Origin of the sequence: Stenotrophomonas sp. GD04024, assembly GCF_029837545.1 — a bacterium.
Taxonomy (GTDB): domain Bacteria; phylum Pseudomonadota; class Gammaproteobacteria; order Xanthomonadales; family Xanthomonadaceae; genus Stenotrophomonas; species Stenotrophomonas forensis.
Genome location: NZ_JAOEDV010000055.1, coordinates 19,728 through 30,045 on the forward strand (window position 1 = coordinate 19,728; position 10,318 = coordinate 30,045).

At 67.0% G+C, this 10,318-nt stretch carries 12 protein-coding genes; 8 read left to right on the top strand and 4 right to left on the bottom strand.

What is annotated here, in order from left to right; all coding sequences use genetic code 11:
- Positions 1–159 precede the first annotated feature (159 nt).
- Positions 160–579, bottom strand: coding sequence for a hypothetical protein (locus N7590_RS15855; RefSeq protein ID WP_049457537.1), 420 nt, complete (start codon positions 577–579; stop codon positions 160–162).
- Positions 580–701: 122 nt separating this feature from the next.
- Between N7590_RS15855 and sufT the strand changes: the two genes are divergently transcribed.
- From sufT to N7590_RS15885, 6 genes are all read left to right on the top strand, one after another.
- On the top strand, positions 702–1,253 hold the full coding sequence (gene sufT / locus N7590_RS15860) for a putative Fe-S cluster assembly protein SufT (RefSeq protein ID WP_004144911.1): 552 nt from the start codon (positions 702–704) through the stop codon (positions 1,251–1,253).
- Positions 1,254–1,312: 59 nt separating this feature from the next.
- Positions 1,313–2,407 (top strand): branched-chain amino acid aminotransferase, encoded by a 1,095-nt coding sequence (locus tag N7590_RS15865; protein ID WP_004154341.1) that lies wholly within the window; start codon positions 1,313–1,315, stop codon positions 2,405–2,407.
- A gap of 169 nt (positions 2,408–2,576) precedes the next feature.
- A complete protein-coding gene (locus tag N7590_RS15870; protein ID WP_053511891.1) occupies positions 2,577–3,233 on the top strand; it encodes a hypothetical protein in 657 nt (218 codons plus the stop codon).
- Positions 3,230–3,565 (top strand): transcriptional regulator, encoded by a 336-nt coding sequence (locus N7590_RS15875; protein WP_004154344.1) that lies wholly within the window; start codon positions 3,230–3,232, stop codon positions 3,563–3,565. The genes N7590_RS15870 and N7590_RS15875 overlap by 4 nt, the downstream gene beginning before the upstream one ends.
- A gap of 1 nt (position 3,566) precedes the next feature.
- Positions 3,567–4,589, top strand: a complete 1,023-nt coding sequence (locus N7590_RS15880; RefSeq protein ID WP_053511892.1) for a M23 family metallopeptidase — start codon at positions 3,567–3,569, stop codon at positions 4,587–4,589.
- Positions 4,590–4,966: 377 nt separating this feature from the next.
- Positions 4,967–6,706 (top strand): S8 family peptidase, encoded by a 1,740-nt coding sequence (locus tag N7590_RS15885; RefSeq protein ID WP_053511893.1) that lies wholly within the window; start codon positions 4,967–4,969, stop codon positions 6,704–6,706.
- A gap of 88 nt (positions 6,707–6,794) precedes the next feature.
- Here N7590_RS15885 and N7590_RS15890 read toward each other — a convergent pair whose 3' ends face one another.
- The 3 genes from N7590_RS15890 to wrbA form a co-directional block, all read right to left on the bottom strand.
- Positions 6,795–7,280: an asparaginase domain-containing protein gene (locus N7590_RS15890; RefSeq protein WP_040009892.1), complete on the bottom strand. Its 486-nt coding sequence runs from the start codon at positions 7,278–7,280 to the stop codon at positions 6,795–6,797.
- A gap of 79 nt (positions 7,281–7,359) precedes the next feature.
- A complete protein-coding gene (locus N7590_RS15895) occupies positions 7,360–7,695 on the bottom strand; it encodes a DUF2069 domain-containing protein (protein WP_049408967.1) in 336 nt (111 codons plus the stop codon).
- Entirely contained in the window at positions 7,692–8,285 is a 594-nt protein-coding gene (gene wrbA, locus N7590_RS15900) for an NAD(P)H:quinone oxidoreductase (protein ID WP_053448870.1), read from the bottom strand. The genes N7590_RS15895 and wrbA overlap by 4 nt, the downstream gene beginning before the upstream one ends.
- Before the next feature lie 77 nt (positions 8,286–8,362).
- On the opposite strand from wrbA, the gene N7590_RS15905 reads away from it, so the two are divergent.
- Together N7590_RS15905 and N7590_RS15910 are read left to right on the top strand one after the other, a co-directional pair.
- Entirely contained in the window at positions 8,363–9,637 is a 1,275-nt protein-coding gene (locus tag N7590_RS15905) for a YihY family inner membrane protein (RefSeq protein ID WP_004154462.1), read from the top strand.
- Positions 9,634–10,206, top strand: coding sequence for a TlpA disulfide reductase family protein (locus N7590_RS15910; protein ID WP_164242457.1), 573 nt, complete (start codon positions 9,634–9,636; stop codon positions 10,204–10,206). Before N7590_RS15905 ends, N7590_RS15910 begins: the two co-directional genes overlap by 4 nt.
- Positions 10,207–10,318 lie beyond the last annotated feature (112 nt).

Sequence of the window (10,318 nt, forward strand, 5' to 3'; positions counted from 1 at the left end):
GTGCGGACCTTGGTCCGCACGTTTCCGCCGGCCAGCGGCCGGCACTACCCCCATCCACGCATGGTGGCTGCACTTGGAAGGTGCGGACCTTGGTCCGCACGCCTCTGCCGGCCAGCGGCCGGCACTACCGCATCCCACGGGTGGCGTGGATCTGCGCGCTCAGCGCGCCAGCCAGGCGCCGACGATCACGGCCACGGCCAGCCACAGCCATTCCATCGCGCCATTGGCCAGGGTGATCAGGGTCCAGGCCAGGTGCGGACCCATGCGCAGGCTGGCGTCCCACAGGCCCAGCCCGATCGAGCCGCCCATCCAGGCGCTGGCGATGGTCCAGTTGGCCACGGCGGCGACCAGCAGCGTGCCCAGCACGACCAGCGCGATGCGCAGGCGGCCCGGCCCCAGCGTGCCCATGCGCAGCATGAACACCAGTTCCAGTGCGGTCAGTACCGCCATCCAGCCGACCTGCCGACCGGTCATCAGCGCCAGCACCATCCAGGCAAGGGGAGCAACAACCAGGCCCAGCAACAGCATGAAGGGCCAGAGCCAGGTCACGGTCCTGGCACGCGCGGCATTGGAGGACATCGAAGCTCCCAGAAGATCGCCCACAGGATACTGTGGTTTGCCGCAGTGCACCGGCGGTGGCAGGACGGCTGGGCTAGAATGTCGTCTTGCGTGGCCTCGGCCACGGCCCCATATCGGTCCCCATGTATTCCCGTAGCAGCGAACCTGTCCACTTCGAACGCGATTGCGAGGCCGTGATGGTCCCGCAGGGCGATACCGTGACCCTGCCCGCCGGCAGCTATGGGTACATCACCCAGGCGTTGGGTGGCAGTTATTCGGTGTTCGTCGAGGGCAACCTGTTCCGCATCGCCGGCAAGGACGGCGACGCCATCGGCAAGGAGGCCCCGGCACCGCTGGAGCTGCCCGCCGATGCCACCGATGAACAGGTGGAACAGCTGGTGTGGCAGCAGCTTCGCACCTGCTTCGACCCGGAAATTCCGGTGAACATCGTCGAACTGGGCCTGGTCTATGAGGTCGAGATCAAGCACCTGGACGAAGGCCAGCGCGAGATCGACGTGAAGATGACCCTGACCGCACCGGCCTGCGGCATGGGTGACATCCTGGTCGATGATGTGCGCAGCAAGCTCGAAATGATCCCGACGGTGGCCGAGGCCGACGTCGAGCTGGTATTCGACCCGCCGTGGAACCAGCACATGATGTCCGAAGCGGCGCGGCTCGAGACCGGCATGCTTTGACCCACGGCCCGCAGCGACGCGGGCCCGGCACTACCCGCAACCAGAACAGGAAATCTCCGGTGTCCCAGTCCATTCCCAGCTTCGCCGTCACCCGTTCGGACCACCCGCGCAGCGCTGAAGAGCGCGCCCAGATCCTGGAGAAGCCGGGCTTCGGCCTGCACTTCACCGATCACATGGTGGAAGTGCGCTGGGACAAGGATGCCGGCTGGCACAACGCCAACGTGCGCGCCTACGGCCCGCTGCAGCTGGACCCGGCTGCAGCCGTGCTGCACTACGGCCAGGAAATCTTCGAAGGCATCAAGGCCTACCGCCACGCCGACGGTTCGATCTGGACCTTCCGCCCGGATGCCAACGGCCGTCGCCTGCAGCGTTCGGCGCAGCGCCTGGCGCTGCCGGAACTGCCGGTGGAGATCTTCGTTGAATCGCTGAAGCAGCTGATCGCGGTGGACAGCGCCTGGGTGCCGTCGGCTGACGAGTCCAGCCTGTACTTCCGTCCGTTCATGATCGGCGACGAAGCCTTCCTCGGCGTGCGTGGCGCGCACAAGGCCGGCTACTACGTCATCGCCAGCCCGGCCGGCCCGTACTTCGCCAAGGGCGTGGCCCCGGTGTCGATCTGGCTGTCGACCGAGTACGCGCGTGCGGCCAAGGGCGGCACCGGCGCCGCCAAGTGCGGTGGCAACTACGCCGCCTCGCTGCTGCCGCAGCAGAAGGCGCAGGCCCAGGGCTGCTCGCAGGTGCTGTTCCTCGATCCGGTCGAGGGCAAGTACCTGGAAGAACTGGGCGGCATGAACGTGTTCCTGGTCTACAAGGACGGCACGCTGGTCACCCCGGAGCTGTCCGGCAGCATCCTTGAGGGCATCACCCGCGAGAGCATCCTGCAGCTGGCGCGCGACCGCGGCATGAAGGTCGAAGAGCGCAAGGTCAGCATTGACGAGTGGAAGGACGGCGTGGCCTCCGGTGCGATCAGCGAAGTGTTCGCCTGCGGCACGGCGGCGGTGGTTACCCCGATCGGCCAGCTGAAGGGCGAGGGCTTCTCGGTCGGCGACATCAACGCCCCGGCCGGCGAAGTGACCATGTCGCTGCGCAAGGAGCTGACCGATATCCAGTACGGCCGTCTGCCGGACCGCCACAACTGGCTGGTCAAGCTGGGTTGATCGCTCGCACCAAACGATAGCGTCGAGCCAGGCTCGACCGCGTTCCCGGAAAGCCCGTCCCCGTGACGGGCTTTCTGCGTTATGGGGCCGCCGGATCGCTGCCGGGAGTGGTTGACGCAAATATGTTTGCAATGCAAACTTAATTCAAGCGCCCCCGCTGGAGCATGTCATGCAGCAGCCGTCCGTCATCGACCCTTCCTCGCGCCTGCAGGCGCTGACCCGTGAATACTCGCGGTACTCGCGAAGCGCCGGCGGCCTGTCGGCGATGGCCGGTGGCGTTGCCTGCCTGGCCTCTTTCCTGGCCGGCGCCCTGTTGCCGACCACCCTGGCGCTGCGCATCGTGCTGATCGCCATGCCCGTGCTGTGGATCGCTGGCAAGCAGTGGCTTGCGCGCCGCTATTACCAGCGGCTGGGCCAGGTCGAGGAGCAGGTCACGCCGGTCGAGCGCAATTTCCAGCGATTCTTCATCGCCTTCACCGCGCTGGTAAGCGTGCTGGTGGTCGGCAGCGTGCTGACCCGGCTGGCCCCGATGGGGGAGCGGCCCTGGGACCTGCGCGCACTCGGTTACCTCGGGGTGGTGGCGATGCTGCCCTGGGTGGTGTGGCGTTGGCTGCGTACTCCCCTGGAGTTCATCGTGGGCGTGTTCCTGATGTGCCAGGCCGCGCTGGCCTTCACCGGGCAGACCTATGGGTTCGGGCCGAGCACCGCCGTGTTCCCGCTGGCGTCCATCGCGCTGATCGTCGTCGGCTGGCGTGATCACCAGCGCTTCCTCCGCCTGCAGGCCGAGATGCGCATGTTCATGGCGGGGCGGGCACACCCCGAATGAGCAGATTGCCTGATGCCCGCACGCTGCTGCAGCTTGATCGCCTGATCCACGAACCGGCACGCCTGCTGATCCTGTCGATCCTGGCCGGCGCCGAATCGGCCGAGTTCGGTTTCGTCGAACATCTCAGTGGCCTGAGCAAAGGCAACCTGTCCAGCCATCTGAGCAAGTTGGAGGCGGCCGGGCTGGTTGCCATCGACAAGACGTTCCGGGGCAAGCGTCCCCTGACCACCCTCCAGCTGACTCCGGTTGGGCGACAGGCCCTTACCGAATACCGCACGCAGCTGGCGGCGATCGTCGCCGGTATTCCCGTTCCAGATCGCAAGGAGCCCTGACATGACATTGCTTCCACGCCTGATTGCAGTTCTGGTTCTCGCCCTTCCAGCCCTCGGTGGCAGGGCCGCGACGAGCGATCCGCGCCAGCAGGGGGCGGCGTTGACCACACAGTTCTACGAGGGACACATCGACGCCCTGTGGGAGCGGATGACGCCGCAGATGCAGGCGGCGCTGCAGTCCAGGCAGAACCTGGTGGCACTGCGCGAGCAGGTGATCTCCGGCTGGGGGGCGGAAACGGAAGTGGTCAGCGAGAAGGTCGGCAGTGCAGATGGAAACGACACCTATCTGCGCCAGGTTCGTTTCGAGAAGCGCCCGGGCATCGTCCAGGTGCTGTGGGCACTCGACGCCGAGGGGCGGATCAGCGGCTTCTACATCCGCCCCGAACAGTCCTCGCCCCCACAGGCCGCGGCCAGCCGGTTCCTTGACTACACCACCCGCACGCGCCTGCAACTGCCGTTCGACGACGAGTTCTTCGTGTTCTGGGGTGGGCGCAGCATCGAGCAGAACTACCATGCGGCCCACGCCGGCCAGCGCTTCGCGCTGGACCTGCTGATGGTCCGCGAGGGCCGATCGCATCGGGGCGACGGGCTGCGCAATGAAGACTACTTCTGCTTCGGTCGCCCGATCCTCGCGCCTGCCGATGGCACCGTGGTAGAGGTGGTCGACAGTGTTGCCGACAACGTGCCCGGCCAGATGAATGCGGCGCAGCTCACCGGCAACCGGGTCATCCTCGACCACGGCAATGACGAGTACTCGGTGCTGGCGCACCTGCGGCAGGGCAGCGTGCGCGTCGCACAGGGGCAGGTGGTCCGCAGCGGTGCGCATCTGGCTGACTGTGGCAACAGCGGCAATTCCTCCGAGCCGCACCTGCACTACCAGCTGCAGGCAGGGCCTGCATTCGGTGTTGGCGCGGCGCTGCCGGCGCAGTTCTCCGATTACATGGCCGATGGCCAGCCCGTCGCGCGCGGTGAGCCGGTCAAGGGGCAGCAGATCCGTCCCGCCGGTGTTGCGCAGGCACAGTAGCGCTGTTCCTGAAGCACATGCGTGATGGCCGTTCCGATGCCGGGCGGCCGTCGTCGTTGGTGAGCGGACGCCGATGTCGGCAAAGTCATGCTTGGACATGACATCCCCCAGTCAGGGCTGTGCAGGGCGCGCGAAAGTTCCTTCACCTTCACAAACCCTCGACCCGGAAAGTCTCAGATCAGACATTTCATCTTGCTGAAAAGACGCTGAAAATCTTGTGGTGTCCGGTTTTGGTCATTAGCGTCATCTGCACGGCGGATCAAAAGGGGGATCCGCTGACTCGCCGGACTTCGAACCTCGCCAACGCAAGCCAGCCCATGGTTCGGGCCGGTGCTTCTGCCGATTCCGGCATTCACACCACTAGAAAGGGAAATACGATGTCCCAGGTAACGCAACCGCGTGTGCGTCGAGTGTGGGTGGTCCTTGGTGCGTCCGTTCTGTCATCGCTGCTGCTGGCCACGCCTGCGCTGGCCGGTGATGTCCAGCTCAGCGGCCTGCAGTCCGCGCCGACGCACCAGCGCTTCATCGTGAAGTACCGTGACGGCAGTGCGCCGGTGGCCAATACCACCGCACTGGCTTCCTCGCTGAAGACGGCCGCGGCCGGTCTGGCCAGCAGCCAGGGCCGTGCGCTGGGCCTGCAGGAAGTGCGCAAGCTGGCCGTCGGCCCGACCCTGGTCAGGACCGATCGTCCGCTCGACCAGGCCGAATCCGAGCTGCTGATGCGCAAGCTGGCCGCCGATCCGAACGTGGAATACGTCGAAGTCGACCAGATCATGCGTGCCACGCTGACGCCCAATGACACCCGTTTCAGCGAGCAGTGGGGCTTTGGCACCTCCAATGCGTCGATCAACGTGCGCCCGGCCTGGGACAAGTCGACCGGCACCGGCGTGGTGGTGGCGGTCATCGACACCGGCATCACCAACCATCCGGACCTCAATGCCAACATCCTGCCGGGCTACGATTTCATCAGCGATGCGGCGATGGCGCGCGACGGCGGTGGCCGCGACAGCAATCCGAACGACGAAGGCGACTGGTACGGTGCCAATGAGTGCGGCCCGGGCATTCCGGCTTCCAATTCCAGCTGGCACGGCACCCACGTCGCCGGCACGGTGGCAGCGGTGACCAACAACAGCACCGGCGTGGCCGGCACCGCGTTCAATGCCAAGGTCGTACCGGTCCGCGTGCTCGGCAAGTGCGGTGGCTACACCTCGGATATCGCCGATGCGATCGTGTGGGCCTCCGGTGGCACCGTCAGTGGCGTGCCGGCCAATGCCAATCCGGCCGAGGTCATCAATCTCTCGCTGGGTGGGGGTGGCAGCTGCTCGTCCACCTACCAGAATGCGATCAACGGTGCGGTCGGCCGTGGCACCACGGTGGTGGTCGCCGCTGGCAACAGCAACACCAACGTGTCCTCGTCGGTGCCGGCCAACTGTGCGAACGTGATCGCGGTGGCCGCGACCACCTCGGCCGGTGCGCGTGCCAGCTTCTCCAACTATGGTGCCGGCATCGACATCTCCGGCCCGGGCCAGAGCATCCTGTCCACCCTCAACACCGGCACCACCACGCCGGGCAGCGCCACCTACGCCTCCTACAACGGCACCTCGATGGCGGCGCCGCACGTGGCCGGCGTGGTTGCACTGATGCAATCGGTGGCGCCGAGCCCGCTGAGCCCTGCGCAGGTGGAGAGCATCATCAAGAGCACCGCACGTCCGCTGCCCGGTGCCTGCTCGGGTGGCTGTGGCGCGGGCATCGTCAACGCCGATGCCGCCGTTGCTGCGGCAATCAACGGTGGTGGGCCGAACCCGGGTGGCAACGTGCTGCAGAACAACGTGCCGGTGACCGGCCTGGGCGCCGCGACCGGTGCCGAGCTGAACTACACCGTCGCGGTTCCGGCCGGCAGCACCCAGCTGCGCGTGGCGATCAGTGGTGGCAGCGGTGATGCTGACCTCTATGTGCGCCAGGGCAGTGCCCCGACCGATACCACCTACACCTGCCGCCCGTACCTGAGTGGCAACAGCGAAACCTGCACCATCAACAGCCCCGCTGCCGGCACCTGGTACGTGCGGGTCAAGGCGTACAGCACCTTCTCGGGCCTGACCCTCAACGCCCAGTACTGAGCCCAAGTCCCTCTCCATGGGCACGCCCCGGCTCCGGCCGGGGCGTTCTTGTCCGGGTGGGTGCCGACCTTGGTCGGCACGCCGTTCCTCAGACCGACTCGAAGCGGTTCGCCGCCACGTTCTTGCGCACGTGCTGCGGATCAAAGATCCGCCCGTTCATCGCGATGTACACGCCGGTCGGCAGCGACTGCACCGCGCCGATCGCACAGCCGATGTTGAACTCTGCATCCGAACCACGGAAACGCGCCGGGCTGAGTGCGCCGGTCATCACGATGGTCTTGTCGGGGATTGTCGCCAGCACCTTGCCGGTCTGCACCATCGAATCGGTACCGTGGGTCACCAGCACGTGGCGGGTCGGCTGCGCGGCGATGGTGGCGCGGATCAGCTCGCGGTCCTCATCGTTGATGTGCAGCGAGTCCTTGCGCAGGATCGGAATCACGTTGAAACGGAAGGTCACGCCCAGCTCACGCAGGATCATGCCGATCTGCGGATCTCCGATCTGGTAGTCCGACTTGTCGTCGAAGTAGATCTTGTCGATCGTGCCGCCGGTGGTGACGACCAGGAGCTCTTCCATCATGTGCATGCGCGAAACCAGGACAGGTACAGCGGCGCGGGGCCAGGAACACAGATGATACGGCCCGGCGGCCGCAGCGTCAGCGTCGCTTGCCGAAGCGGGCGCGCAGCCCCGGCAGGCTGGCGCTGAAGATCACCAGCAGGGCCAGTGCGATCTCGATCAGCGCCAGCCAGCGTGTTTCCGGGTGGCTCCAGGCACTCATCACGCCGTGGCTGAACCAACCCAGGGCCAGTACCGAGGCCCAGAAGCCAGCCTTGCGCCAGCCCAGCCGCAGGGCGATGGCCAGCGCCAGCGGCGGCGCGGTGAACACCAGCTGGGTGGCCAGCCAGTGCTTGTCATTGATGAACCAGCCCGCGAACAGCGCGGCCAGCCCCATCAGGGCCAGCAGCAGGACCGTGCGCGGCGCGGCGCTCATCGGCCCAACCGCTGCGCGATGTCGGCCACCCGGCGGCCCAGCGCGCGGGCCAGCACGGCCTCGTCGTCGGTCGGTTGCGGGTCGTCGGCGGCACCGGCCACATGGCTTGCACCGTACGGGGTGCCGCCACTGGTGGTATGGCTCAGCGCCGGCTCGGTGAACGGGATGCCGACGATCAGGCAGCCGTGGTGCAGCAGCGGGACCTGCATCGACAGCAGGGTCGACTCCTGGCCGCCATGCATCGAGGCGGTGGAGGTGAACACGCCGGCCGGCTTGCCCGACAGCGTGCCGTTGACCCATTCGGCGCCCAGGCCATCGAGGAAGTGCTTCACCGGCGCAGCCATGTTGCCGAATCGGGTCGGGCTGCCGAGCAGCAGGCCCTGGCATTCGACCAGGTCCTGCACGCTCACGTAGGGGGCGCCATCGTCGGGCACCGGCGGCTGCGCGGTCTGGGTTACCGCAGCCACCGGCGGTACCGTGCGCAGGCGCGCGGTCATCCCCGGCACCTCGCCGATGCCCCGCGCGATCTGGCGCGCCAGCCGTGCCACCGAACCGCCCCGGCTGTAGTACAGCACCAGAATCTCGCCCATCGTGCCCGCTTCTCCTCGTCGTGTGGCCACCAGTATGGCTATCCTGCCAGCATTCCGCATCGGGTACCCTTCCACCGATGGAACCTTTGGATACGCTCAACCTGTGGATGGAGCGCGCGCGGGATCGCGCACGGGCCATCAGTTTCGGCCGCTTCCTGTGGCATCGCTTCCTCGACGACCGCCTGTTCCAGGCAGCGGCGGCGCTGGCGTACACCACGGTGTTCGCGCTGGTGCCGCTGGCGATCGTGGTGTTCGGCGTGCTCTCGGCCTTCCCCGTCTTCGACCGCTGGAGCGACCAGCTCAGCGATTACGTCTTCTCCAACTTCGTGCCCAACGCCGCGCGTGCCGCCGAGGGCTACCTGCGGCAGTTCTCGGCCAGCGCCGGCCAGCTGACCGCGGCCGGCTTCATCGCCCTGGTGGTGTCGCTGCTGATCACCCTCAACAGCGTTGAAGAGACCTTCAACCAGATCTGGCGGGTCGGTTCGACCCGGCCCAAGCTGACCCGCTTCCTGGTCTACTGGACCGTACTGACCCTGGGCGCGATGCTGGCGGCCGCTTCGCTGGCGGTATCGGCGCGGGTGTTCGCGATGCCGCTGTTCGGCACCCAGGAAGGCCGCTGGCTGGCCGAACTGGCACTGCGGCTGGCGCCGATCCTGATCGAGTTCGTGTGCATCACGCTGATGTTCCGGGTGGTGCCGCACCACACCGTGAAATGGCGGCACGCGGTGCCCGGCGCGATCCTGGCCGCGGTGATCCTGGAACTGGTGAAGTGGGGCATCGGCGCCTACCTGGGCAGCTTCCAGTCCTACCAGAAGCTGTATGGCACGGTCGCCTTCGTGCCGATCCTGCTGCTGTGGATCTACCTGTGCTGGGTGGCCGTGCTGCTGGGCGCGTCGTTGTCCTCGTCGATGGCCGCCTTCCGCTACCAGCCGGTGGAGCTGCGCCTGCCGCAGGGCTACGAGTTCTACGGCCTGCTGCGCCTGCTCGGTCGCTTCCACCATGCGCGCTTGAAGGGCAGGGGCCTGGCCGATGATGAAATCCTGCGGCTGGAGCCGATGCTGACGGACTCCCTGCTGCATGACCTGGCCTGCAACCTGCAGGAGATCGGTCTGCTGCGCCGCGACGAGCAAGGCGAGTGGCTGCTGTCGCGCGACCTCGACCAGGTCAGCCTGGCCGACCTGTACGAATGCACCCAGCTGCGCATCCCGGTAGCCGAGCAGCACCTGCCGTACCGCGACGACAGCCTGGGCCGGGCCGCCCTGGCGGCACTGGACGACCTGCGACTGCCCCTGCGCGAACGCCTCAAGCGCAAGGTCAGCGATATCTATACTGATTCCGGAGACACGCCATGACCCGCAAGACCCCGTTGCTGCTGCTCCCGCTGGCCCTGGCGCTGGCCCTTGCCGCCTGCAAGCCGGCGCAGGAACCGACCCCGTCCAGCAGCCAGCCGCCGGCGCAGGCACCGGCACCGAGCACGCCCGCACCGGTCGAGGAGACCCCGGCCGAACGCACCACCGCCGAGTTCCCGACGCTGAAGATGAAGGCGGTGGATGGCAGCGAGTACGACCTGGCCGCGCATCGTGGCAAGTGGGTGGTGGTGAATTTCTGGGCGACCTGGTGCGCGCCGTGCCGCAAGGAGATGCCGGAGCTGTCGGCGCTGCATGCGATGCGCAGCAACATCGAGGTGGTCGGTCTGGCCTATGAGGACATCGAGGCGCCCGAGATGCAGGCGTTCCTGACCAAGCATCCGGTGACCTACCCGATCGTGATCGTGGATCCGTTCGATCCGCCGGCCGATTTCGCCACCCCGCGTGGGCTGCCGCTGACGCATCTGCTGGATCCGCAGGGCAAGCTGGCGCACACCTTCCTCGGCCCGGTGACCGCCGCCGACATCGAAAAGCAGATCGCCGCTGCCAAGTAGCGGGTGGGTCGGCAGGGCCTGCGGCCCTGCACCCGCTGGATCAACGTCAACGTCAACGTCAAAAGCGCGCATTCCGTGGAATGGCGGGGTGGGTCCGGTTGCGGGAGACGCC

Coding starts and splice junctions, on each gene's coding strand:
- N7590_RS15855 (WP_049457537.1), bottom strand. CDS start 579: ATGTCCTCCAATGCCGCGCGTGCCAGGACCGTGACCTGGCTCTGGCCC.
- sufT (WP_004144911.1), top strand. CDS start 702: ATGTATTCCCGTAGCAGCGAACCTGTCCACTTCGAACGCGATTGCGAG.
- N7590_RS15870 (WP_053511891.1), top strand. CDS start 2,577: ATGCAGCAGCCGTCCGTCATCGACCCTTCCTCGCGCCTGCAGGCGCTG.
- N7590_RS15875 (WP_004154344.1), top strand. CDS start 3,230: ATGAGCAGATTGCCTGATGCCCGCACGCTGCTGCAGCTTGATCGCCTG.
- N7590_RS15880 (WP_053511892.1), top strand. CDS start 3,567: ATGACATTGCTTCCACGCCTGATTGCAGTTCTGGTTCTCGCCCTTCCA.
- N7590_RS15885 (WP_053511893.1), top strand. CDS start 4,967: ATGTCCCAGGTAACGCAACCGCGTGTGCGTCGAGTGTGGGTGGTCCTT.
- N7590_RS15890 (WP_040009892.1), bottom strand. CDS start 7,280: ATGGAAGAGCTCCTGGTCGTCACCACCGGCGGCACGATCGACAAGATC.
- N7590_RS15895 (WP_049408967.1), bottom strand. CDS start 7,695: ATGAGCGCCGCGCCGCGCACGGTCCTGCTGCTGGCCCTGATGGGGCTG.
- wrbA (WP_053448870.1), bottom strand. CDS start 8,285: ATGGGCGAGATTCTGGTGCTGTACTACAGCCGGGGCGGTTCGGTGGCA.
- N7590_RS15905 (WP_004154462.1), top strand. CDS start 8,363: ATGGAACCTTTGGATACGCTCAACCTGTGGATGGAGCGCGCGCGGGAT.
- N7590_RS15910 (WP_164242457.1), top strand. CDS start 9,634: ATGACCCGCAAGACCCCGTTGCTGCTGCTCCCGCTGGCCCTGGCGCTG.